Consider the following 21,997-nt stretch of genomic DNA (forward strand, 5'->3'; position numbering starts at 1 on the left):
GCATGGACCTCACGCGCCAGTTGAGGTCGGGGTTTGTGCTGGAACATGTCGAATGAGCAAGGCGACCAGCTCGGTTTTTTCTTCGCTGGTCAGCGCTGGGCCATGGCCACTATCACTTAGACGCGCCTGCTTCATCAGATGTTCAAGCCTTCGCTCGCGCTGGCGAGCGGACAATCTGGTTATGGTGTCGATAAATTGCTGTTCAAGGTTTTCCCCATCGATCAGCCACTCCTTCTCGGCCAGGGCCCGAAGCAGACGACCCTGGTCGGTGCCGTGCCAGCGGGCGATCAGTTGCATCGAGCTTAGACCAGGATTTTTCTGTGCGGCTTCGATCAAGGCCACCAGCAATTGACTGTAGACGTGGTCTTCGTCAGCGAAGTGGCTGGCGTTTTCCACCTTCCCGGCCAGCAGCGGATGATGCAGCAGGGTCCGCAGCGCAGACAGGGTGGGCGGTTCCACGGGTGCCGGCACCCGCGGCGGCGCTTCACGCTGACCGTCGCGCTGCCAGGGTTTGCCGCCCTTTTTGCTCCACGGCTTGTCCTGCCACTGCTTCTTGCCGCTCTTTTCAGGTGACCATGGCCGTTGTTCCGGCTGCGGCTGAACGTGCTCGAACTGCGCGTAATCGTCGTGGTTCGGGCTGAAACTGGCCATGGCGTCGTAATCGTAGCCAGGGTCGTAGTCCGGCGTGCTGGCCGGCGGAGCTTTCTGCGCCAGTTGCTCGACCTGCTGAGGGTCGAGCCCGGTAATTTCGCGCAAGCGATTGCGCATCAGCTGGCGCAGGTTGGCGCCTGGCACCTGTTCGATCAGCGGCGCGGCCAATGTGGCCATGTGCGCCTTGCCTTCCAATGAGCGCGGGTCGGCTTCGTTGCTCAACTGCTCGAAGAAGTAATCGGCGAGCGGCTGGGCATGCTGGTTGATGCGGGCATGGAAGGCATCGGTGCCCTCGGCGCGAACCAGGCTGTCCGGGTCTTCGCCCTCGGGCAGGAACAGAAAGCGCGCGCGGCGCCCATCCTGCAGGCTGGGCAGGGCCGACTCTAGTGCGCGCCAGGCCGCCTTGCGGCCGGCCTGGTCGCCGTCGAAACAGAACAGCACGCTGGGCACCACGCGGAACAGGCGCTTGAGGTGCTCTTCGCTGGTGGCCGTGCCCAGGGTCGCCACGGCATTGCGCAAGCCCTGTTGGGCCAGGGCAATGACGTCCATATAGCCCTCGACGACGATGATTTCGTCGAGGTTGCGGTTGTGCTTGCGTGCCTCGAACAGGCCATACAGCTCCTGGCCCTTGTGGAACACCGGGGTCTCTGGCGAGTTGAGGTACTTGGGCTTGTCGTCGCCCAGTACCCGTCCACCGAAGGCGATCACCCGGCCACGGCTGTCGCGGATCGGGAAGATCACCCGGTCGCGGAAGCGATCGTAGCGTTTGCCGGTTTCGGCGTTCTCGATCAGCAGGCCAGCGTCGACCATCACCTTGTGTTGCAAAGGATCGGCACCCAGGTGCTTGAGCAGGTTGTCCCAGCCCGGTGGGGCGAAGCCCAGGCCGAAGTCGCGGGCGATCTCGCCCGAGAGGCCGCGGCCCTTGAGGTATTCGACGGCCGCCTTGCGCGTCGGATGGCTGCGCAGCGCCTGGCGGTAGAACTCACCGGCTGCGGCCAGCAGCGGGTACAGCGGTGAATCGGTTGGCTGGCGCGGCTTATGCCCGCGTCGGCTGTCTTCGCGCGGCACTTCCATGCCGGCCGCTCGGGCCAGTTCCTCGACGGCCTGGGGAAAGTCCAGGTTGTCGTGGTCCATGATGAAGCCCAGCGCGTTGCCGCCTGCGCCACAGCCGAAGCAGTAATAGAACTGTTTGTCAGGGCTGACCGTGAACGACGGGCTTTTTTCCTTGTGGAAAGGGCAGCACGCCGAGAGGTTCTTGCCGGTTTTTTTCAACTGGACGCGCGAGCTCACCACGTCGACGATGTCGGTGCGGTTGAGAAGGTCGTCAATGAAGCTTTGTGGAATCAGCCCGGCCATGGTCGTCTCGTCATCTGGCTACTGGCAAGTCTAAACGCTTGCGCGCAGCTTCGCGGCCAGTGATGAAAGTGGGAAAAGCGGGAAGGGTGTGCGCGTCGCCAGCCTCGAAAGGCTCGTCAGTAGCACGTGCACCGCTGGTCGATGACCAGGTCTGACGTTATGCAGCAGGTTGCCCGTGGCTTGTGCCGGGGCGCAATAGGCGCATGGCCTAAAGCTTGAAACTACAACTGCCATTAGCCCGGCACGAGGCCGGGCTTTGGCAGAAGCTTTGCGACGACGTCTGTATTAGTACAGACGAACGGCGCGGCGCTGTTCGCGCTGTACTTTCTTGGCGTGACGCTTGACCGCGGCAGCGGCCTTGCGCTTACGCTCTGCGGTTGGCTTCTCGTAAAACTCGCGGCTACGAACTTCAGCCAATACACCGGCTTTTTCGCAGGAGCGCTTGAAACGACGCAGAGCGACGTCGAAGGGTTCGTTCTCTTTAACTTTGACGGCTGGCATCCAGGGCTACCTTAATTCATTACCGGGGTAGACGTACTCCTGGCAAAACAATGGTGTGCTGGAGAACGTCGGTTTTCAAGGGTTGCGGATGTTACCCCGTAGCCAGCCGGAATGCAAAGCCTCTGATCGAAAACCGCTGGTCGGCACTTGGCACGACGACTATCATGCGCGGCTTCGAATTCAGCCTCTACAAGGCAAAGGCCCATGCTAGTACTGGGATTGGAAACATCCTGCGATGAGACAGGCGTCGCATTATATGACAGTGAGCGCGGTTTGCTAGCCGATGCGCTGTTCAGCCAGATCGATCTGCACCGCGTGTACGGCGGCGTGGTGCCCGAGCTCGCCTCGCGCGATCACGTCAAGCGCATGCTGCCGTTGATCCGCGAAGTGCTGGCCAGCGCCGGCTGCGTGGCCAGCGACATCGACGCCATCGCCTACACCGCAGGCCCCGGCCTGGTTGGCGCGCTGCTGGTCGGCGCCTCGTGCGCCCAGGCGCTGGCGTTCGCCTGGGACATCCCTGCGATTGGCGTACACCATATGGAAGGGCACCTGCTGGCGCCCATGCTCGAAGCCGAACCACCGCAGTTTCCGTTCGTCGCTTTGTTGGTGTCCGGCGGTCACACGCAGCTGGTTCGGGTCGATGGCATCGGCCAATACCAGCTGCTGGGCGAGAGCCTAGACGATGCCGCGGGCGAGGCATTCGACAAGACCGCCAAGCTCATCGGCCTGAATTACCCAGGTGGCCCGGAAATCGCGCGTCTGGCCGAGCAAGGCGTACCGGGCCGCTTCAAGTTCCCGCGGCCCATGACCGATCGCCCGGGCCTGGAATTCAGCTTCAGCGGTTTGAAGACCTTCGCCCTCAACACCTGGCAGCAGTGCTGTGCGGCCGGCGATGACACCGAGCAGACCCGTTGCGATGTGTCCCTGGCGTTCCAGCAGGCGGTGGTCGAGACCCTGACCATCAAGTGCAAGCGTGCCCTCAAGCAAACCGGCCTCAAGCGCCTGGTGATCGCCGGTGGGGTGAGTGCCAACAAGGCGTTGCGCGCGTCACTTGAAGAAATGCTGGCCGGGCTGAAGGGTAACGTTTACTACGCACGTCCGCAGTTCTGCACCGACAACGGCGCGATGATCGCCTATGCCGGTTGCCAGCGTCTGCTGGCCGGTCAGCAGCAGGACCTGGCGATCAGCGTGCAGGCGCGCTGGCCGATGGAGCAGTTGCCGCCGCTGTGAATGGCTGCTCGCTAAGCGTCTAGAAATGCCGCTCGCGGCCTGCGCGCAGATCGCGCAGGTTGCTGCGATGGCTCCAGACGATGAGCACGGTCAGCACCGCCATGGGCAGCAACGCCTCGGGCTGGCGCCAGGCCAGCAGCGGCAGCGTCAGAGGCGTGGCGATGAGGGCGGCCAGCGAGCTGGTGCGGCTGAGGTAGAGCGTCAGCAGCCAGACGCCGATCGCCAGCGCCGCCGCCGGCAGGTACAGCGCGCCGAGCATGCCCGCCGCCGTGGCGACGCCCTTGCCGCCGCGGAAGCGGAAATACAGCGGAAACACATGGCCGACCACTGCGCACAGGCCAATCCAGGCTTGCTCTTGCAGGTCCAGGCCCGCCGCCCGCGCCAGCAACACAGGCACGACGCCCTTGCACAGGTCGCCCAACAGGGTCAGGATCGCCATTCGGCGCCCTGCCAGGCGCAGCATGTTGGTGGCGCCGGCATTGCCCGAACCGCTGCAACGTGGGTCCGGGCTGCCCGAAAGGCGGCTCAGGACGATGGCGAAGGACAGCGAGCCAAGCAGGTAGGCGAGCAGTGCCAGAAACCAAAACATGCTAACTATTCCGGGCGAGGACGCCCCAGATTCTAACGGCGCCAGTCGCCCTTGTCGTGCTGTGGAGAGAAGTGCTTGGACAGAGTGTTCATCGAAGGCCTGGAGGTCGATACCGTCATTGGTGCCTATGATTGGGAGCGTGACATCCGCCAGTGCCTGCGCCTGGACCTGCGGTTCGCCTGGGATAACCGCCCGGCCGCCGCGGACGACGATCTCAGCCTGACCCTGGATTACGCCACGGTCACCGCGCGCATCCAGGCCTTCGCCGAGCAGGCACGCTTCGAGCTGGTGGAAACCTTCGCCGAGCGTCTGGCCGCCGCGCTGATGAGCGAGTTCGGCATCAGCTGGATGCGCCTGAAAGTCACCAAGCCGGGCGCCATTGCTGCAGCTCGGGGTGGAGTTGGCGTGGAGATCGAGCGCGGATGTCTCTGAGCACGGTGTACCTGGGGCTGGGCAGCAATATCGAGCGCGAGCGGCATCTGTGCGCCGGGCTCGATGCCCTGGCCGAAGTGCTGGTCGACCTGCGCTGCTCGCCCGCCTTCGAAAGTGAAGCGGTCGGCATCAAGAGCGGCCCGTTCATTAACTTCGTGGTCACTGGCCAAACGAGCCTGCCCCTGCTCGAACTCGACCGTCGGCTCAAGTTCATCGAGGCCGACAACGGCCGCTACGCCCCTGAGCGCAAGGGCTTGCCGCTGGATATCGACGTATTGATGTACCAGGACTGGCACGGCACCTTCGACGGGCTGGTGCTACCGCGGGCGGAAATCCTCAAGAACGCCTTCGTGCTGTGGCCGCTTTCGCTACTGGCACCGCAACTGATGCACCCCGTTGCGGGCAAGAGCATGGCGCAGCTGTGGCAGGAAGCCGACATTCAGCAAGTGCTGGCGCCAGTGCCCTTCGAGTGGCGTGGGCGGCAACTGACCGAAGCCTGAATCCTTTGGCCTGAGCCGGCGTCCTGCCCGCTCAAGCCGTGTCCGCACTCAAGCCTGCGCGCGCTCTGCCTTGAAGGCTTTCAGCGCTTGCAGCCGGGCGTGCTGGATGGCATCGCCGAGCGCCTTGCCGCTCAAGCCCTGATCGATCAGCGACTGCGCCGTGACGCCACGCGCCACCTGCGCTGCGGCGCGCAGGTAGTCGGCCTGGGGATATGCGCGATGCTCGAGGCCCAGTCGGCCACGGGCATCCATTTCACAGGCGGCGATGAAATCCTCGAAGCGCTGCGGCCGGCGGTAGATGTCGAATTTCTGCAGCAGGGTCAGTAGCGTGTCGGCGCGCAGCTCCAGGGCGCGATGGCCATGGGTGTGGTATTCGCCCACCAGCAACGCCAGTTCCTGACACTCCCGTGGCGCCTTGAAGCGCTCATTCACCGCCTTGATCAGTTTCAGCCCACGGTGCTCGTGGGCGATATGCCGTGGCCACTGCGCGGGCGGGGTGGTGCCCTTGCCGAGGTCGTGCAGCAGGCAGGCCCAGCGCACGCTCAGCGGCTGCTGGTGCAGCGCGGCTTGCTGGAGCACCGACAAGGTGTGCACGCCGCTGTCGATTTCCGGGTGGTGCGCCTCGGGCTGTGGCACGCCGAACAGCGCGTCGACTTCCGGCAGCAGTTGATGCAGCGCGCCGCATTCGCGCAGCACCTGAATGAACACTTGCGGCTGGTCTTCCAGCAACGCACGTTCGATTTCCTTCCAACTGCGCTCGGCGGTCAGTGCCTGAAGCTCGCCCGACTCACTGATCTGGCGCATCAGGGCCAGGGTAGTGTCGGCGACGCGAAAGCCCAGCGGCGCGTAGCGGGCGGCGAAGCGTGCGACCCGCAGCACGCGTAACGGGTCTTCGGCGAAGGCTGGGGAGACGTGGCGCAGCAGGCGCGCGGCCAGATCGGCCTGGCCGTCGTAGGGGTCGTACAGCTGGCCGTCATCATCTTCTGCCATGGCATTGATGGTCAGGTCGCGGCGGATGAGGTCTTGTTTGAGGGTGACGTCCGGGCTGGCATGGAAGGTGAATCCGCCATAGCCGCGCCCGCTCTTGCGTTCAGTGCGCGCCAGGGCATATTCCTCGCCGCTCTGCGGGTGCAGGAACACCGGAAAATCCGCGCCGACCGGTCGATAGCCCAGTGCAAGCATCTGTTCGACAGTGGCCCCGACCACCACACGGTCGATATCACTGACGCTGCGCCCGAGAAGACGATCACGCACGGCGCCGCCAACTTTGTAGATTTTCATGAACAACCCCTTTCGATCTGGCGCACAGCATACCGTGCGCGTCAGATCGAGGGGATCACTCAGGAACGATGGGCCATGGCCAGGTCGCCACGTCCATAGTCCAGGCCGTCACCGTGCTCACTGCGCGGCGGCATGTGGTGAGACTTCACCACCTGATCGCCCTCTACGCTTTCCAGGTGGATGTCGAAGCCCCACAGCCGATGCAGATGGCGCAGCACTTCTTCGGTGGATTCGCCCAACGGCTTGCGGTTGTGCTGCTGGTGACGCAGGGTCAGCGAGCGGTCGCCGCGGCGGTCGATACTCCAGATCTGCACGTTGGGCTCGCGGTTGCCGAGGTTGTATTGCGCCGCCAGTTGCTCACGAATGACCCGATACCCGGATTCGTCGTGAATCGCCGGCACCAGCAGATCATCGCGCTGGTCGTCGTCGAGAATGCTGAACAGCTTCAGGTCACGGATGACCTTGGGCGACAGGTACTGAAGAATGAAGCTCTCATCCTTGAAGCTGCTCATGGCGAACTTCAGGGTCGACAGCCAATCACTGCCGGCAATGTCCGGGAACCAGCGGCGGTCTTCTTCGGTGGGGTGTTCGCACATCCTGCGAATGTCGGTGTACATGGCAAAACCCAGCGCATAGGGGTTGATGCCGTTGTAGTAAGGGCTGTCGTAGCCAGGCTGGAACACCACGCTGGTATGCGACTGCAGAAACTCCATCATGAAGCCTTCGGTCACCAGGCCTTCGTCATACAAGTCATTCATCAGCGTGTAGTGCCAGAACGTTGCCCAGCCTTCGTTCATCACTTGGGTCTGGCGCTGTGGATAAAAATACTGGGCGATCTTGCGCACGATACGCACTACTTCACGCTGCCACGGCTCCAGTAGCGGCGCGTGTTTTTCGATGAAATAAAGAATGTTCTCCTGAGGCTCGGCGGGGAAGCGTGCGAAGTCCTTCTCGTTGCCCTTTTCCGCACCTTTGGGAATGGTCCGCCACAGATCGTTGATCTGCCGTTGCAGGTGCTCCTCACGGTCTTTCTGCCGGCGCCGCTCTTCTTCGGCAGAAATCGGGTAGGGCCGTTTGTAGCGGTCGACCCCGTAGTTCATCAGCGCATGGCACGAATCGATCAAGTCCTCGACCGCATCGATACCGTGGCGCTCTTCGCACTGGCTGATGTACTGCTTGGCGAACACCAGGTAATCGATGATCGAGGTGGCGTCGGTCCAGGTGCGGAACAGGTAATTGCCTTTGAAGAAACTGTTATGCCCGTAGCAGGCGTGGGCGATCACCAGTGCCTGCATGCACATGGTGTTTTCTTCCATCAGGTAGGCGATGCACGGATCGGAGTTGATGACGATCTCGTAGGCCAGGCCCATCTGCCCGCGGGTATAGGACTTCTCGGTACTGAGAAACTGCTTGCCGTACGACCAGTGGTGATAACCCAGGGGCATGCCGACCGAGGCATAGGCATCCATCATCTGTTCAGCGGTGATGACTTCGATCTGGTTGGGGTAGGTGTCGAGTGCGTAGCGGGCCGCCAGACGACTGATTTCGCGGTCGTAGGTCTGGATCAGCTCGAATGTCCACTCCGATCCGGTGGAAATGGGCTGGCGTCTCTGGGCTCTGGCAGTCATGTGGCTAACCTGCGCTGGAAGAGTTCACGGAAGACCGGGTAGATATCGCCGGCCGAGACTAGTTGCTGTTGCGCGAAGGTGTCAGGGAAGGCCTCGCCAATGCGCTCGTACTCGTACCACAGCGCCTGGTGCTCCCGCGGGGTGATCTCGACGTAAGTGTAGTACTGCACATGCGGCATGATCTGCTTGGCGAGGATGTCGCGGCACACTGGCGAATCGTCGTTCCAGTTGTCGCCGTCCGAAGCCTGGGCTGCGTAGATGTTCCAGTCGTTGGTGGGGTAGCGCTCGGCCATGATCTCTTGCATCAGCTTGAGTGCGCTGGAGACGATGGTGCCGCCGGTTTCACGCGAATAGAAGAACTCCTCTTCGTCCACTTCGCGGGCGCTGGTGTGGTGGCGGATGAACACCACATCGATGCGGTCGTAGTTCCGCTTGAGGAACAGGTACAGCAGGATGAAAAAGCGCTTGGCGACATCCTTGGTCGCCTGGGTCATGGAGCCGGAGACGTCCATCAGGCAGAACATCACCGCTTTCGAACTGGGGTTGGGCTGCTTGACCAGCAAGTTGTACTTGAGGTCGAAGGTGTCGAGGAACGGCAGACGGTTGATACGCGCTTTCAGGCGTACGATTTCGGCCTCGACGGCCTGAATGTCACCGAAGTTGTCGGGCTCTTCGAGTTTGAGGCGTTCCAGCTCGGCCTGGGCCTCGCGCAGCAGCGCACGACTGCTGCCGGTCAGGGCAATGCGCCGGGCATGGGCCGAGCGCAGGGTGCGCACGATATTGATACGCGACGGGTTGCCTTCGCTGCTGATGCCGGCGCGCACGGTCTTGAAGGTATCGGTGCCGTTGAGGTGACGCTTCACCAAGTTGGGAAGTTCGAGGTCTTCGAACATGAATTCGAGGAACTCTTCCTGGGTGATCTGGAAGACGAACTCGTCCATGCCTTCGCCGGAATTACCGGCCTTGCCGCGTCCGCCACCACCGCCGCCGCCACCTTGTGGCCTGGCGATCTGCTCACCCGCGGTGAACTCCTTGTTGCCCGGGTGCACGATGGTCTGTTTGCCACCACGGCCATGGTGCAGCACCGGCTCGTCGATATCGCGTCCGGGAATGCTGATCTGCTCGCCGTGCTCCATATCGGTGATGGAGCGACGACTAACGGCCTCTTCGACCGCCTTCTTGATGTGGTCACGGTAACGCCGCAGGAAACGCTGGCGGTTCACCGTGCTCTTGTTCTTGCCGTTCAGGCGTCGGTCGATAACGTAGCTCATGGTCCCTCCGGTAGCTGGAGCAGCTGCAAGCCACAAGCTTCAAGCTGCAAGAAAGAGCAGCCACCGCTGCCGCAAGACCTGGGGCGGGCGGCAATGCCCACGCCAGGCAGCTTGCAGCTTGCGGCTCGTCGCTTGCCGCTTTATTGCGATTTCCTGACCCGCAAGTACCATTCCGAAAGCAGGCGCACCTGTTTGTCGGTATAGCCACGTTCCACCATGCGCGTGACGAAGTCGTTGTGTTTTTGCTGGTCCTCCTTGCTTGCCTTGGCGTTGAAGCTGATGACCGGCAGCAGATCCTCGGTGTTGGAGAACATCTTCTTCTCGATCACCACGCGCAGCTTTTCATAGCTGAGCCAGCTGGGGTTCTTGCCGTTGTTGTTGGCCCTGGCGCGCAGCACGAAGTTGACGATCTCGTTGCGGAAATCCTTGGGATTGCTGATGCCGGCGGGCTTCTCGATTTTTTCCAGTTCTTCGTTCAGGGCGATGCGGTTGAGAATTTCCCCGGTTTCCGGGTCGCGGTATTCCTGGTCCTGAATCCAGAAGTCGGCGTACAGCACATAACGGTCGAAGATGTTCTGGCCATATTCGCTGTACGACTCGAGGTAGGCGGTCTGGATTTCCTTGCCGATGAACTCGATGTAGCGCGGTGCCAGGTATTCCTTGAGGTAACGCAGATAGCGCTCGCGGGTTTCGGCGGGGAATTGCTCTTGTTCGATCTGCTGTTCCAGCACGTAGAGCAAGTGCACCGGGTTGGCGGCGACTTCATGCGGGTCGAAGTTGAAGACCTTGGAGAGAATCTTGAACGCGAAGCGGGTCGACAGGCCATTCATGCCCTCATCGACGCCGGCCGAATCGCGGTATTCCTGGATCGACTTGGCCTTGGGGTCGGTGTCCTTGAGGTTTTCACCGTCGTAGACGCGCATCTTCGAATAGATATTCGAGTTTTCCGGCTCTTTGAGGCGCGACAGCGAGGTGAACTGGGCGAGCATCTTCAGGGTATCGGGTGCGCAGTGCGCATTGGCCAGCGAACTGTTGACCAGCAACTTGTCGTAGATCTTGATTTCGTCGCTGACGCGCAGGCAGTAAGGCACTTTGACGATGTAGATCCGGTCGATGAACGCTTCGTTGTTCTTGTTGTTGCGGAAGGTGTGCCACTCCGATTCGTTGGAGTGGGCCAGCAGGATGCCGGTGTAGGGAATGGCGCCGAGCCCCTCGGTGCTGTTGTAGTTGCCTTCCTGGGTGGCGGTCAGCAAGGGGTGCAGTACCTTGATCGGTGCCTTGAACATCTCGACGAATTCCATCAAACCCTGGTTGGCGCGGCACAGTGCGCCGGAGTAGCTGTAGGCGTCGGCATCGTTCTGCGGAAATTCTTCGAGCTTGCGGATATCCACCTTGCCCACCAGGGCAGAAATATCCTGGTTGTTCTCATCACCCGGTTCGGTCTTGGCGATGGCGATCTGGTTGAGGATCGACGGGTACAGCTTGACCACTTTGAATTTGGAAATATCGCCGCCGAATTCCTGCAGGCGCTTGGTGGCCCACGGCGACATGATGGTGCTCAGGTACCGCCGGGAAATGCCGTATTCCTCTTCGAGGATGGCGCCATCTTCAGTGGCGTTGAACAATCCCAGTGGAGATTCGAATACCGGTGAGCCCTTGATGGCGTAGAAGGGCACTTTCTCCATCAATTGCTTGAGCTTTTCCGCCAGCGACGATTTACCGCCGCCCACGGGGCCCAGCAGATAGAGGATCTGTTTCTTCTCTTCCAGGCCCTGAGCGGCGTGGCGGAAGTAGGACACGATCTGCTCGATGCATTCTTCCATGCCATGGAAGTCGGCAAAGGCGGGATAGCGGCGAATGACCTTGTTGGAAAAGATCCGCGACATTCTCGAGTTGGTCGAGGTGTCTACAAGCTCGGGCTCGCCAATGGCCATCAATAGACGCTCGGCGGCCGAGGCATAGGCACTGCGGTCCGCTTTGCACAGCTCGAGATACTCTTGTAGCGAGAGTTCTTCTTGTCGGGTGGATTCGAAACGCTGTTGGAAGTGGCTAAAAATACTCATGACGTCACCTCGCTCGATACGTGGAGCCGACGCCGGATCTATCAGCTGATGCTGGCATGCAAGTGGCAACTACCCCTTGCAGTTAACCCCCCAGAACACCCTTGGAACGCAGCCGATGACCCGCACGCCGGTGTACCGGCTCTCCCCTGTTTGGATGGCCTGGGCTTAAGGATAGTTGGTTCTGCGCAAGGTCAAGGTCGGGAGAGGAAGAAGTGCCTCTTGACCGTTCGTCAGCAAGGGCGGCAGCCCGCGCAGAGCGCGGGCTGGGGGCGAGATGAAAAAATTATTCGAGGCTGCCTTGGGCGGTCTCGGTGGGGTAGGTGGCGCGCCACAGTTCGAAGCCGCCATCGAGGCTGTAGACGTCGGAAAAGCCTTGGTTGATCAGGTACGCCGCAGCGCTCTGGCTGGAGTTGCCGTGGTAGCACACCACCAGGGTGGGGGCGTCGAGGTCTGCCTGACGGATGAAGTCGGCGACCGATTCGTTGTCCAGATGGCGGGCGCCGACGATATGCCCGGCAGCGAAGGCCTGCTGGTCGCGAATGTCGACTACCACGGCGCCTTGTTCACGCAGCGGCTGGGCCTGCTCGGGGGAAATACGCTTGAAATCGCTCATGAGTGTGTCCTTCAGGGCTGGTCGTTGAGTGTGGCAGGGGTAGCCGGCGAACGTAAGGCCCCGCCTTCAGCGCAGTCGCAACGGTGATATTCGCCGGTGTCGACGTTGTACAGCGTCATCGCGCCACCCCAGACACAACCGGTGTCCAGGGCGATCACCCCAGGCTCGTCGACCTTGCCCTCGAGCGCTGCCCAATGGCCGAAAATGATCTCGACGTGGCGCGCGCGGCGACCCTTGTGCATGAACCAGGGCTTGTAGCCCTTCGGCGCGCTGTCCAGGCCTTCCTTGCTCTTGAGGTCGAGCTTGCCCTCGGCGGTGCAGAAGCGCATGCGCGTGAAGTAGTTGGTGATGACCCGCAGCCGCTCGACGCCTGCAAGGCGCTTGCTCCACTTGTTCGGCTCGTTGCCGTACATGCCTTCCAGGTACAGCTGCAGGCGAATGTCATCGCGCAGCACCTCTTCGACCTCGGCGGCCAGCTCCAGCGCAGTACCTAGGGTCCATTGCGGCGGTATGCCGGCATGCACCATGGCCACCCCGCGGGCCTCGTCGTAGTGCAGCAGCTTCTGCTGGCGCAGCCAGCCGAACAGCTGGTCGGCGTCGGGCGCTTTGATGATTTCCAGCAGAGTATCGCTTTTCTTCAAGCGCTCGACGTTGTGCCAGGCGGCCAGCAAGTGCAGGTCGTGGTTGCCGAGCACGCAGACCACGGCATCGCGCATGCCGTAGAGAAAACGCAGGGTTTCCAGCGAATCGGGACCGCGATTGACCAGGTCGCCGACCAGCCACAGGCGGTCGACTGCCGGGTCGAAGCTGACCCGTTCGAGCAGGCACTTGAGCGGCTGCAGGCAGCCCTGCAGGTCACCGACGGCGTACACCGCCATCAGTGCAGCGCCCCTGGCACGGCAAGACGGAACGGCGCGATGGGCGCATCGAACTGGCTGCCATCCTCGGCCAGCATCTGATAGCTGCCCTGCATGGTGCCCACCCGGGTGGCGATCACCGAGCCGCTGCTGTAGGTGTGCGACTGACCAGGCGCGAGCAACGGTTGCTGGCCGACCACGCCTGCACCGCGCACCTCCTCGACTTCGCCGTCACCGTTGGTGATCAGCCAGTGACGGGAGATCAATCGAGCGGCCACGCTGCCGTTGTTCTGCACCGTGATGGTGTAGGCAAAGGCGAAGCGATCGGTGTCGGGGTCGGATTGGTCTTTCAGGTAACGGGTCACGACGCTGACGTCGATCTGGTAACGGGGGTCGGACATGCGAGGGCCTTGGAGGGAATGAGGCAACGACGGCAATGCCAGCAGTCTAGGCCATTGCCGGGTGGGTCGGCCAGTTGCCTGCCGGCGCAAGCGGGGCGAACCCCGCAGCGCATCAGCTGTTGGCAGGTTGCGCGGCGAGCTGGTCGGCCAGGCGCACGAACGCAGCCAGATCCAGCTGCTCCGGGCGCAGGCTGCCATCGACGCCGGCCGCTTCGATGGCAGCGCCGTCGAGCAGGCCCTTGAGGGTGTTGCGCAGGGTCTTGCGCCGCTGATTGAAAGCTTCGCGCACCACCCGCTCGAGCAGCGCCGGATCTTTGGCCGGATGCGGCGGGGTCTCGTGGGGCACCAGGCGGACGATGGCCGAGTCGACCTTCGGCGCCGGGTTGAATGCACCCGGGCCGACGTTGAACAGGTGTTCGACCCGGCAGTGGTACTGCACCATGATCGACAGCCGTCCCCAATCGCCACCGCCAGGCCCTGCCGCCATGCGCTCGACCACTTCCTTTTGCAGCATGAAATGCATGTCGCGAATCAGGTGCGCGTGGGCTAGCAGGTGGAAGATCAGCGGGGTTGAGATGTTGTAAGGCAGGTTGCCGACCACTTTCAGGCTGCGCGGCGGTGCCTGCAACTGATTGAAGTCGAACTTCAGGGCATCACCCTGATGCAGGGTGAAGTTGTCGAAGTTGCGGAATTTGTGTTGCAGGACCGGGACGAGGTCTTTGTCCAGCTCGACCACGTCCAAGTGCGCGCCGCTGTTGAGCAGGCCTTCGGTGAGTGCGCCCTGGCCAGGACCGATCTCCAGCAGGTGCTCGCCGGGCTTGGCGTGGATGGCGCGCAGGATGCGGTCGATGACGCCTGCGTCGTGCAGGAAGTTCTGCCCGAAGCGCTTGCGCGCCCGGTGTTGGTAATGCTCGTTCATGCTCGGTTCTCGGCCATCTGGTAGGCGGTGTGCAGCGCTACGCGCAGGCTGCCGGTATCGACCTTGCCGCTGCCGGCCAGGTCCAGGGCGGTGCCGTGGTCAACCGAAGTGCGGATGATCGGCAGGCCCAGGGTGACATTGACGGCGGCGCCAAAGCCTTTGTACTTGAGGACCGGCAGGCCCTGATCGTGGTACATCGCCAGCACTGCGTCGCAGTGCTCCAGATATTTGGGGGTAAACAGGGTATCGGCGGGCAGGGGACCGCGCAGGTTCATGCCTTCGCTGCGCAGGCGCGCAAGCGTCGGCTCGATGATGTCGATTTCTTCGCGGCCAAGGTGGCCGCCTTCGCCGGCATGGGGGTTGAGCCCGCACACCAGGATACGCGGCTGGGGGATGCCGAACTTGTCTTGCAGGTCGGCGTGAAGAATGCGCGTGACGCGCTCCACGCGCTCAGCGCTGATGGCATCGGCAATCTCGCGCAAGGGCAGGTGAGTGGTCACCAGCGCCACGCGCAGCCCATGGGTCGCGAGCATCATCACCACTTGTTCGGTGTGGGTCAGCTCGGCGAGGAATTCAGTGTGGCCGGAAAAGGCGATGCCGCTTTCGTTGATCACGCCCTTGTGCACAGGGGCGGTGATCATTCCGGCGAAATTACCGTTCAGGCAGCCATTGCCGGCCCGGGTCAGGGTCTGCAAAACGAACGCCGCATTGGCGCTGTCGAGCTGTCCGGCAACCACTGGCGCGGCCAGCGGCGTGTCCCAGACATACAGGCTGCCGGCGGCGGCAGGCGCATCGGGCCAATGGCCTGGCGCTACGTCGAGCAGTGTGACGGCCACACCCAGCTGCGTGGCCCGCTCGGCGAGCAGGTCACGGCTGGTGATGGCGATCAGGGGGTGGGGCTGGACCTCTGCGGCGAGCAGCAGGCACAGGTCAGGACCTATGCCGGCCGGTTCGCCCGGAGTCAGTGCGAAGCGCTGTGGCTTCACTGTGCAGCCTGGTCAGCGCCAGGCAGCTTGATTTCAACGTAGGCTTCGTCGCGGATCTGGCGCAGCCAGGTCTGCAGCTCTTCGTCGTACTTGCGGTTGCGCAGAACGGTCATCGCCTGTTGCTCGCGTGCCTGTTCGGTGCTGTCGGTGGCGCGGCGGCCCAGCACTTCCAGCACATGCCAGCCGTACTGAGTGCGGAACGGACGGGTCACCACGCCTTGCTGGGCGTTGGCCATCTGCTCACGGAACTCAGGCACCAGGCTGTTCGGATCGACCCAGTTGAGGTCGCCGCCGTTGAGCGCCGAGCCCGGATCTTCCGAGAAGCTCTTGGCCAGGGTGGCGAAGTCTTCACCGTTCTGGATGCGCTCGTACAGACGCTCGGCCAACTGCTCGGTAGCCGCATCGCTGCGAATTTCGTTGGGCTTGATCAGGATGTGGCGCACATGCACTTCATCGCGCAGCACGTTGGCACTGCCGCCGCGCTTCTCTTCCAGCTTGAGAATGATGAAGCCGTTGGGGATACGGATCGGCTGAGTGATATCGCCCTGGCTCATGCTGCCCAGCAGCTTGGCGAAGTCAGGTGGCAGTTGCCCGGCCTTGCGCCAGCCCATTTCGCCGCCTTCCAGGGCGTTTTCGCTGGCCGACTGGGAGATGGCCATCTGCCCGAAGTCAGCACCCTGACGCAGTTGCTGGTAGACGTTACCGGCCTTGCGTGCCGCTGCCTGGATCACGTCAGAGCTGGCGCTTTCCGGGGTCGGGATGAGGATGTTGGCCAGACGGTACTCTTCCGAGAGCTGCATCTTGCCCATGTCCGAGGCGAGGAAGTTCTTCACTTCCTGCTCGGAAACCTGGATACGCTCGGCCACGCGGCGCTGGCGCACGCGGCTGATGATCATCTCGCGCTTGACCTGCTCGCGGGCGTCCTCGAACGACAGACCGTCACGCGACAGCGCGGCGCGGAACTGATCCAGCGACATGCCATTGCGCTGGGCAATGGTGCCGATTGCCTGGTTCAGCTCTTCATCGCTGATGCGAATGCCGGTGCGTTCGCCGATCTGCAATTGCAGGTTCTCGACGATCAGTCGCTCCAGCACCTGCTGCTCCAGCGCGCCTGCCGGCGGCACGCCACCACCGCGCTTGGCGATGGTCTGCTGCACTTCGCGGGTGCGTTGGTCGAGTTGGCTCTGCATGACCACATCGTTGTCGACGATGGCCGCCACACGGTCCAGCGGTTGTACGGCGGCGTGCACCGCCCCACTCAGCAATGCCGCACCCACCATCAGTGGGCGCAGTCGATCAATAAGCTTGCTTTTCACGTTCGCGGTAACCTTGAATGCCTTGGTCGAGGAAGGATTCGACCTTGTTGCCAACTACACCGCCGAGGCCCTTGAGGACGATCTGCAGGAAGATGCCGTGGTCGCCCTTCTCGTTCTGTGGGGTGGCCTGGCTGAAGTCGTCGATATCAAGCCAGTAGCGGTTGATCAGGCGCAGCTTCCAGCAGCAGTTGTCGTACTCGAAACCGCCCATGGCTTCCAGGGTGCGGTTGCGGTTGTAGTCGTGCTGCCAGCGGGCAATGACGCTCCATTGCGGGACGATCGGCCAGATGACCGAGAAGTCGTGCTGCTGGATCTTGTAGTAGTCCTTGATGTAGTTCGGATCGCCTGGCTGACCGTAGTCGCTACGGCCTGTTTGCCACTTACCAGTCGAAGAGTCGAACGTGACCAGGTCGTTGCGATAGCGATAACCGAGGTTGACCACCTTGTTCGGTTCGGCTTCAGGCTGGTAGTGGAACATCGCGCTGCCCGAGCGGGTGCTGTGGCTGTCCGGGTCCCAGTTGAAGTCGGAGTTGAAGCGCCAGTCGCGGTTGAAGCGATAGCCATAGACCAGTGCATAAGGCGAAACATTGGCCTTGCTGTCGTCGCGGGTGCGGTAGTCGATACCCGGCAACTGCACTTCGCGGTCCTTGAAGTACACGGCCTGGCCGATGCTGAAGGTCTGACGCTCGAAGCCGTTGTCTTCGATCCAGCGGGTGGTCACGCCCAGCGACAGTTTGTTCTCGTCGCCGATGCGGTCGGTGCCAGAGAAGCGATTGTCACGGAACAGCGAGTCGTAGCTGAACAGTGTTTCGGTGGTGTCGAACAGCGGAATGTCCGACTGGTCCTTGTTCGGCACGTACAGGTAGTACGCACGCGGCTCGAGGGTCTGCTTGTAGTTGGTGCCGAACAGCGAGGTGTTGCGGTCGAAGTACAGGCCGCTGTCGACGCTGAAAATCGGGATCGAGCGATCGATCGAGCTGCTGTAGCTGCCGTAGCCAGGCTGATTGGCTTGGGCGATGGCCTGAGCCTTGCCCTGGCTGTCCAGATCGAGGTCGTACTGGGTGTAGGCGTACTTCAACTTCGGCGTGATATAGCCGTAGCTCGCTTCCATCGGCAGGCTGATCGACGGCGCCAGGTTTAGACGGGTGCCGTTGGCGCGAGCGATGCCGGTGACGTTCTCGTCAAGGCGCTTGCCGCCGAGGATGTTGCCGACTTCGTCGCGCACATAGCCGATAGAGCCATCAGGCGCGCCGCGCTTGTCGAAGACCAGATCGTTCTTCAGATCACGCTCGAAACGCACCACTTCGGTCTCGTAATCGAAGTTCACGCCACCTGGCTGGAACGGCAGCTTGCCGTTGAAGGTGACCTGCGGCAGGCGGTCGTAAGGGGTGATCTGCGAAATGGTCGCCAGCTCGTAGGCGTGCACGTTGAGGCGTGCGGTGTAGCTGTCGCCACGGTAGGTGAGGGCACCTTGCTGGTCGATGAAGTCGCGGCTTTCGACGCCGATCTGGTCGGAGTCGAGGTCCTGGAAGTAGAACGGGTCGCTGATGTCGGTGTAGTTCACCTCGGTCATCAGGCGCTCGTCGAGGCCGCCCTTGTGCTGCCAGTTGACCATCCAGCGCTTGTCTTTGTAGTCGGTCTGGCGCTTGCGGTCGTCGTCGCGATCGTTGAGATACGCGCCGCCGAGCTGACCTTCGCTGGACTCGGTGAGGTAGCGGAATTCGCCTTCCATCAACAAGCCGCGCTTGGTCATGTAGCGCGGGTACAACGTGGCATCGTAGTTCGGTGCCAGGTTGAAGTAGTACGGGGTCACCAGGGTGAAGCCGGTGTCGCTGCTGCTGCTGAACGACGGCGGCAGGAAGCCGGACTGACGACGGTCGTCGATCGGGAAGTAGATATACGGGGTGTAGAACACCGGAATATCTTTCACGCGCAGGGTGACGTTGGTCGCGGTACCAAAACCGGTGGCAGGGTTCAGGGTGATGTTGTTGCCCTTGAGCTGCCAGGCGTTGCTGCCCGGTTCACAGGTGGTGTAGGTACCATCCTTGAGGCGGATGATGGCGTTCTCGGCACGCTTGGCATACAACGCGCTGCCGCGAATGCGCGACTTGTGAATGACGTACTCGGCGTTGTCGACCTGGGCTTCGCCGGTATCGAGCTGGATCTCGGCCTGATCGCCGACGACCAGCGAGCCGTTGTCGCGCAGTTTGACGTTGCCCTTGAGCTCGCCGCGGTTCTCGGCCTGATACAGGTTGGCCTCGTCGGCCTGCAGCTGCATGCTGCCCTGGCGCATGACCACGTCACCGGCGAGGGTGGCGACCTGCTGTTCCTGCTGGTAGCGGGACACCTTGGCGTTGAGGTAGGTCGGCGACTCGTCCTTGGGCGTCTTGTCGTTCATGCCAGGACGGCTGGGCTCGATGTAGGCGCCGCTGCAGTACGGGCCGGTTTCGGCCAGTTGCGCAGGGGTGAGCTTGTCACGCGGGACCCAGTCGAGGTGGCTGTAGTCGGCACTGCGCGACTTCAGGCCACGGCCTTTGCTTTCGGTGACCTGGACAGGCTTGTCCTCGGTGCTTTCGGCGCTCTGCGCGACCTCGGTGCCGGACGACGCTTGTGCGGCACCCTTGTGCACGGGGCGCGGCGGCAGGCTGTCAGTGGCCTTGGGCTTGCAGTCCCAGCCACCAGAGGCGGACACTTGGCAGTCGAACTGCTCGGCAGCCATCACCTGCGGCGCGGCCAGGGGTTGCAGGGCCAACAGGCCGCCTGTCACCAGCAGCGGAAACTTTCTACGAAACGCGGGGGATTTCAATGCCATCTTATTAGTCCGGGCTTCCTGCGTGCCATCTGCCCGCGTGTGGGGGCCGCACGCCTCTCGATGGTCTGAAAAAGATGCTGGATAATAAAGCATGACCCGCTTGACGGCTAGGGCCGTCGGAGACCCAAGTAATGCCCGATCACGATGTACGCCTGGAACACCTCGGCCAGTGGCTGGATGAGCAGTTGCCCGCTCTGTTCATGAACAACGGCTGGGGCAGTGTCCCCGCCGGCACGCTGACCCCCGCCAGCAGTGACGCGAGCTTTCGTCGCTACTTTCGCTGGCAGGGCGGTGAGCACACTCTCGTGGTCATGGATGCGCCGCCGCCCCACGAGAACTGCCAACCGTTCGTCGACATCGACCAGCTGATGGCCGAGGCCGACCTCAATGTGCCGATCATCCACGCCCAGGACATCCCGCGCGGCTTTCTGCTGTTGAGCGACCTGGGTCGGCAGACCTACCTGGACGTGCTCACCGCAGACAACGCCGATGAGCTGTTCGCCGATGCCATCGACGCCCTGGTGTCGCTGCAACGCCTTCCCCTCGATGCGACGCTTGCGCACTACGACGATGCGCTGCTGCGCCGCGAAGTCGAACTGTTCCCGCAGTGGTACGTCGGCCATGAACTGGAGGTGGTGATGACCGCCGAGCAGCAGGCGCGTTGGCAGCGGGTCAGCCAGCAACTGATCGACAGCGCCCTGGCCCAGCCCAAGGTGCTGGTGCACCGCGACTACATGCCGCGCAACCTGATGCTCAGCACACCGAACCCAGGCGTGCTGGATTTCCAGGACGCAGTCTACGGCCCGGTAACCTACGACATCACCTGCCTGTTCAAGGATGCTTTCATCAGCTGGCCTCAGGCGCAGGTCGAAGGCTGGCTGCACGACTACTGGCGCAAGGTCCTGGCCGCAGGCATTGCCGTACACCCCGACTTTGCCGACTTCCAGTGCGCCAGCGACCTGATGGGCGTGCAGCGCCACCTCAAGGTCATCGGCATTTTCGCGCGCATCTGCCACCGCGATGGCAAGCCGCGCTACATGGCCGATACGCCGCGCTTCTTCGCCTATATAGATGAAGTGATCGAGCGTCGCCCTGAACTTGCCGAGCTGGGCCAGTTGCTTGCCGAACTGCGCGCGCAGGCCCGCCCATGAAGGCGATGATCCTCGCCGCCGGCAAGGGCGAGCGCATGCGCCCGCTGACCTTGCACACGCCCAAACCACTGCTGCCGGTGGCTGGCCAGCCATTGATCGAATATCACCTGCGCGCGCTGGCCGCCGCGGGCATCAGCGAAGTGGTGATCAACCACGCCTGGCTCGGCCAGCAGATCGAGGATCACCTGGGCGATGGCAGCCGCTTCGGCCTGCGCATTGCCTATTCGCCTGAAGGCGAGCCGCTGGAGACCGGCGGCGGTATCTTCCAGGCCCTGTCGCTGCTGGGTTCGGCGCCCTTCGTGCTGGTCAATGGTGATATCTGGACCGACTACGACTTTGCTTCGCTGCCGTCGGCCCTGCCGGGTCTGGCGCATCTGGTACTGGTCAACAACCCCGGCCATCACGCTGCGGGTGACTTCCGCCTGGACGGCGGCCAGGTGTTCGATGGCGATCAGCAGGCCGAAACCTTCACCTTCAGCGGCATTTCTGTCCTTGACCCGGCGTTGTTCGAAGGCTGCCAGGCCGGGGCGTTCAAACTGGCGCCGCTGCTGCGCCAGGCCATGGCCGCCGGAAAGGTCAGTGGCGAGCACTATGCGGGGCACTGGGTCGACGTCGGCACCCAAGAGCGTCTTGTCGAAGTCGAGCAGCTGCTCGCCGAGCGTCGCTGACATGTGGTGGCCAAGCACGCTGGTAGGACTCGGGGCCGGATTCGCCGTGGCGAGCATTCCCGGCGCGCTATTGGGCGCCTTGCTCGGCCAGGCCATGGACCGGCGCTTGCGCGTGCAGGGCTGGTCGGACCTGCGCGAGCGCCTGCAAGGTCGCTCGCCTCTGCGGGATGAAGAACTGCTGTTCGTGCTGCTCGGACGTCTGGCCAAGAGCGACGGCCGGGTCGAGCCGCCGCATATCCACCAGGCGCGTCAGGAAATGCTGCGCCTGAACCTGTCCGAAGCCTCACGCTTGCGGGCGATCGAGGCGTTCAATCGCGGCAAGTCCGGCAAGGACCGTCTCGACCACCACCTGCGCCGGATCAGCGCTCAGCCCCATGCAAGCGAAGGTACTTTGCGCGCCTGCTGGCGGATGGTCTGGGCCGATGGCAAGGCCGGGCGGCACGAGCGCGCGCTGCTCGCCGACTGGGGCGGTAAGCTCGGCCTGGGCCGGCAACAGGTGCAAGCCCTGGCCCGCGAGTACGAACCGCGTGCCGCGCAGACCACCGAGCCGGCGCTGAGCTACGCAGCCGCGCTGCAACTGCTGGGCGTGGCTGCCGATACCGAGGCGGGGCAGGTCAAGCAGGCGTATCGGCGACTGCTCAGCCGCCATCACCCGGACAAACTGCAAGGCAGTGGCGCCAGCGAAGCGCGAGTGCGCGAAGCCACCACGCGCACCCGCGAGCTGCACCAGGCCTATGCCGTGGTGCGCAAACGTCGCGGGTTGTAGCGGGCC

General features: G+C 62.8%; 20 protein-coding genes. 6 read left to right on the forward strand and 14 right to left on the reverse strand.

Translation table 11 applies throughout. From position 1 onward, the window contains the following. Nucleotides 1-9: 9 nt before the first annotated feature. Nucleotides 10-2,007: a DNA primase gene (gene dnaG / locus H618_RS0114400; RefSeq protein ID WP_028695727.1), complete on the reverse strand. Its 1,998-nt coding sequence runs from the start codon at nucleotides 2,005-2,007 to the stop codon at nucleotides 10-12. 285 nt (nucleotides 2,008-2,292) lie between these two features. Beyond that, nucleotides 2,293-2,508, reverse strand: coding sequence for a 30S ribosomal protein S21 (rpsU, locus tag H618_RS0114405; RefSeq protein ID WP_003255575.1), 216 nt, complete (start codon nucleotides 2,506-2,508; stop codon nucleotides 2,293-2,295). A gap of 204 nt (nucleotides 2,509-2,712) precedes the next feature. Here rpsU and tsaD point away from each other — a divergent pair, with 204 nt between their 5' ends. Beyond that, nucleotides 2,713-3,738, forward strand: coding sequence for a tRNA (adenosine(37)-N6)-threonylcarbamoyltransferase complex transferase subunit TsaD (tsaD, locus tag H618_RS0114410; RefSeq protein ID WP_028695728.1), 1,026 nt, complete (start codon nucleotides 2,713-2,715; stop codon nucleotides 3,736-3,738). 19 nt (nucleotides 3,739-3,757) lie between these two features. Here the strand turns inward: tsaD and plsY are convergent, their stop codons facing one another. Beyond that, on the reverse strand, nucleotides 3,758-4,327 hold the full coding sequence (gene plsY, locus H618_RS0114415; RefSeq protein ID WP_028695729.1) for a glycerol-3-phosphate 1-O-acyltransferase PlsY: 570 nt from the start codon (nucleotides 4,325-4,327) through the stop codon (nucleotides 3,758-3,760). 75 nt (nucleotides 4,328-4,402) lie between these two features. Here plsY and folB point away from each other — a divergent pair, with 75 nt between their 5' ends. Together folB and folK are read left to right on the forward strand one after the other, a co-directional pair. Then, a complete protein-coding gene (gene folB / locus H618_RS0114420; RefSeq protein ID WP_028695730.1) occupies nucleotides 4,403-4,759 on the forward strand; it encodes a dihydroneopterin aldolase in 357 nt (118 codons plus the stop codon). Next, a complete protein-coding gene (gene folK / locus H618_RS0114425; protein WP_028695731.1) occupies nucleotides 4,750-5,259 on the forward strand; it encodes a 2-amino-4-hydroxy-6-hydroxymethyldihydropteridine diphosphokinase in 510 nt (169 codons plus the stop codon). Before folB ends, folK begins: the two co-directional genes overlap by 10 nt. A gap of 48 nt (nucleotides 5,260-5,307) precedes the next feature. Here folK and H618_RS0114430 read toward each other — a convergent pair whose 3' ends face one another. From H618_RS0114430 to H618_RS0114480, 11 genes are all read right to left on the reverse strand, one after another. Beyond that, complete coding sequence (locus H618_RS0114430; RefSeq protein WP_028695732.1) at nucleotides 5,308-6,540, reverse strand: multifunctional CCA addition/repair protein; 1,233 nt, start codon at nucleotides 6,538-6,540, stop codon at nucleotides 5,308-5,310. 59 nt (nucleotides 6,541-6,599) lie between these two features. Further along, a complete protein-coding gene (locus H618_RS0114435; RefSeq protein ID WP_028695733.1) occupies nucleotides 6,600-8,168 on the reverse strand; it encodes a SpoVR family protein in 1,569 nt (522 codons plus the stop codon). Next, on the reverse strand, nucleotides 8,165-9,439 hold the full coding sequence (locus H618_RS0114440) for a YeaH/YhbH family protein (protein WP_028695734.1): 1,275 nt from the start codon (nucleotides 9,437-9,439) through the stop codon (nucleotides 8,165-8,167). Before H618_RS0114440 ends, H618_RS0114435 begins: the two co-directional genes overlap by 4 nt. Before the next feature lie 140 nt (nucleotides 9,440-9,579). After that, on the reverse strand, nucleotides 9,580-11,502 hold the full coding sequence (locus tag H618_RS0114445) for a PrkA family serine protein kinase (protein ID WP_028695735.1): 1,923 nt from the start codon (nucleotides 11,500-11,502) through the stop codon (nucleotides 9,580-9,582). A 283-nt stretch (nucleotides 11,503-11,785) separates the two neighbouring features. Next, nucleotides 11,786-12,115 carry a thiosulfate sulfurtransferase GlpE gene (gene glpE, locus H618_RS0114450; RefSeq protein ID WP_028695736.1) on the reverse strand — a complete coding sequence of 110 codons (330 nt, stop codon included), beginning with the start codon at nucleotides 12,113-12,115 and terminating at the stop codon, nucleotides 11,786-11,788. Nucleotides 12,116-12,126: 11 nt separating this feature from the next. Continuing rightward, nucleotides 12,127-12,993 (reverse strand): symmetrical bis(5'-nucleosyl)-tetraphosphatase, encoded by an 867-nt coding sequence (locus tag H618_RS0114455; RefSeq protein WP_028695737.1) that lies wholly within the window; start codon nucleotides 12,991-12,993, stop codon nucleotides 12,127-12,129. After that, complete coding sequence (apaG, locus tag H618_RS0114460) at nucleotides 12,993-13,373, reverse strand: Co2+/Mg2+ efflux protein ApaG (protein ID WP_028695738.1); 381 nt, start codon at nucleotides 13,371-13,373, stop codon at nucleotides 12,993-12,995. The genes H618_RS0114455 and apaG overlap by 1 nt, the downstream gene beginning before the upstream one ends. Nucleotides 13,374-13,485: 112 nt before the next feature. Then, nucleotides 13,486-14,292 carry a 16S rRNA (adenine(1518)-N(6)/adenine(1519)-N(6))-dimethyltransferase RsmA gene (gene rsmA / locus H618_RS0114465; RefSeq protein ID WP_028695739.1) on the reverse strand — a complete coding sequence of 269 codons (807 nt, stop codon included), beginning with the start codon at nucleotides 14,290-14,292 and terminating at the stop codon, nucleotides 13,486-13,488. After that, nucleotides 14,289-15,278, reverse strand: a complete 990-nt coding sequence (gene pdxA / locus H618_RS0114470) for a 4-hydroxythreonine-4-phosphate dehydrogenase PdxA (RefSeq protein ID WP_028695740.1) — start codon at nucleotides 15,276-15,278, stop codon at nucleotides 14,289-14,291. The genes rsmA and pdxA overlap by 4 nt, the downstream gene beginning before the upstream one ends. After that, the gene (locus tag H618_RS0114475) at nucleotides 15,275-16,594 is read right to left on the reverse strand and encodes a peptidylprolyl isomerase (protein ID WP_028695741.1); all 1,320 of its coding nucleotides are present in this window, start codon (nucleotides 16,592-16,594) and stop codon (nucleotides 15,275-15,277) included. Before H618_RS0114475 ends, pdxA begins: the two co-directional genes overlap by 4 nt. Continuing rightward, entirely contained in the window at nucleotides 16,575-19,406 is a 2,832-nt protein-coding gene (locus H618_RS0114480) for an LPS-assembly protein LptD (protein WP_028695742.1), read from the reverse strand. Before H618_RS0114480 ends, H618_RS0114475 begins: the two co-directional genes overlap by 20 nt. Nucleotides 19,407-19,537: 131 nt before the next feature. Between H618_RS0114480 and H618_RS0114485 the strand changes: the two genes are divergently transcribed. From H618_RS0114485 to H618_RS0114495, 3 genes are read left to right on the forward strand one after another with little or no spacing between them, the layout of a single operon-like run. After that, nucleotides 19,538-20,557, forward strand: coding sequence for an aminoglycoside phosphotransferase family protein (locus H618_RS0114485; RefSeq protein ID WP_028695743.1), 1,020 nt, complete (start codon nucleotides 19,538-19,540; stop codon nucleotides 20,555-20,557). After that, entirely contained in the window at nucleotides 20,554-21,225 is a 672-nt protein-coding gene (murU, locus tag H618_RS0114490; protein ID WP_028695744.1) for an N-acetylmuramate alpha-1-phosphate uridylyltransferase MurU, read from the forward strand. The genes H618_RS0114485 and murU overlap by 4 nt, the downstream gene beginning before the upstream one ends. A gap of 1 nt (nucleotide 21,226) precedes the next feature. After that, the gene (locus H618_RS0114495; protein ID WP_028695745.1) at nucleotides 21,227-21,991 is read left to right on the forward strand and encodes a TerB family tellurite resistance protein; all 765 of its coding nucleotides are present in this window, start codon (nucleotides 21,227-21,229) and stop codon (nucleotides 21,989-21,991) included. Nucleotides 21,992-21,997 lie beyond the last annotated feature (6 nt).

Source organism: Pseudomonas cremoricolorata DSM 17059 = NBRC 16634, assembly GCF_000425745.1.
In the GTDB taxonomy this organism is placed as follows: domain Bacteria; phylum Pseudomonadota; class Gammaproteobacteria; order Pseudomonadales; family Pseudomonadaceae; genus Aquipseudomonas; species Aquipseudomonas cremoricolorata.

What these genes read in the sequence shown, in the direction of transcription:
- rsmA (WP_028695739.1), bottom strand. Translation starts at nt 14,292, where the DNA reads ATGAACGAGCATTACCAACACCGGGCGCGCAAGCGCTTCGGGCAGAAC.
- murU (WP_028695744.1), top strand. Translation starts at nt 20,554, where the DNA reads ATGAAGGCGATGATCCTCGCCGCCGGCAAGGGCGAGCGCATGCGCCCG.
- dnaG (WP_028695727.1), bottom strand. Translation starts at nt 2,007, where the DNA reads ATGGCCGGGCTGATTCCACAAAGCTTCATTGACGACCTTCTCAACCGC.
- H618_RS0114455 (WP_028695737.1), bottom strand. Translation starts at nt 12,993, where the DNA reads ATGGCGGTGTACGCCGTCGGTGACCTGCAGGGCTGCCTGCAGCCGCTC.
- H618_RS0114495 (WP_028695745.1), top strand. Translation starts at nt 21,227, where the DNA reads ATGTGGTGGCCAAGCACGCTGGTAGGACTCGGGGCCGGATTCGCCGTG.
- H618_RS0114445 (WP_028695735.1), bottom strand. Translation starts at nt 11,502, where the DNA reads ATGAGTATTTTTAGCCACTTCCAACAGCGTTTCGAATCCACCCGACAA.
- rpsU (WP_003255575.1), bottom strand. Translation starts at nt 2,508, where the DNA reads ATGCCAGCCGTCAAAGTTAAAGAGAACGAACCCTTCGACGTCGCTCTG.
- H618_RS0114435 (WP_028695733.1), bottom strand. Translation starts at nt 8,168, where the DNA reads ATGACTGCCAGAGCCCAGAGACGCCAGCCCATTTCCACCGGATCGGAG.
- glpE (WP_028695736.1), bottom strand. Translation starts at nt 12,115, where the DNA reads ATGAGCGATTTCAAGCGTATTTCCCCCGAGCAGGCCCAGCCGCTGCGT.
- folK (WP_028695731.1), top strand. Translation starts at nt 4,750, where the DNA reads ATGTCTCTGAGCACGGTGTACCTGGGGCTGGGCAGCAATATCGAGCGC.
- H618_RS0114430 (WP_028695732.1), bottom strand. Translation starts at nt 6,540, where the DNA reads ATGAAAATCTACAAAGTTGGCGGCGCCGTGCGTGATCGTCTTCTCGGG.
- H618_RS0114485 (WP_028695743.1), top strand. Translation starts at nt 19,538, where the DNA reads ATGCCCGATCACGATGTACGCCTGGAACACCTCGGCCAGTGGCTGGAT.
- tsaD (WP_028695728.1), top strand. Translation starts at nt 2,713, where the DNA reads ATGCTAGTACTGGGATTGGAAACATCCTGCGATGAGACAGGCGTCGCA.
- H618_RS0114480 (WP_028695742.1), bottom strand. Translation starts at nt 19,406, where the DNA reads ATGGCATTGAAATCCCCCGCGTTTCGTAGAAAGTTTCCGCTGCTGGTG.
- H618_RS0114440 (WP_028695734.1), bottom strand. Translation starts at nt 9,439, where the DNA reads ATGAGCTACGTTATCGACCGACGCCTGAACGGCAAGAACAAGAGCACG.
- plsY (WP_028695729.1), bottom strand. Translation starts at nt 4,327, where the DNA reads ATGTTTTGGTTTCTGGCACTGCTCGCCTACCTGCTTGGCTCGCTGTCC.
- apaG (WP_028695738.1), bottom strand. Translation starts at nt 13,373, where the DNA reads ATGTCCGACCCCCGTTACCAGATCGACGTCAGCGTCGTGACCCGTTAC.